General features: G+C 67.1%; 1 protein-coding gene. It reads right to left on the bottom strand.

The window, feature by feature from the left end; all coding sequences use genetic code 11:
* A partial coding sequence (locus AC3XQU_RS25105) for a TetR/AcrR family transcriptional regulator (RefSeq protein ID WP_489876794.1) occupies positions 1-208 on the bottom strand: 208 nt, incomplete at its 3' end.
* Positions 209-231 lie beyond the last annotated feature (23 nt).

The raw sequence follows: 231 nt of genomic DNA, 5'->3' as shown, positions 1-231 counted from the left end.
GGTATGCGAGGACGAGCCCCTCCTTGCCCTCGAATTGGTTGTACATCGTGGCCCGGGTCACGCCCGCCCGCCCGATGATGCGGTCGACCCCGACGGAGTGGATGCCCTCGCCGTAGAAGAGGTCGGTCGCGGCATCCAGCAGCCGCTGACGTGCCGACGGGCGCTGCTGAAGGGTGGATGCCGAGCGCGGCGCGGCGGTGGTACTCATGGATCCTCCAATGGACTTCTTCA

The sequence above is a fragment of the Telluria sp. AZSoR62 genome (assembly GCF_058111565.1).
This window is presented reverse-complemented; position numbering and strand designations above follow the sequence as displayed.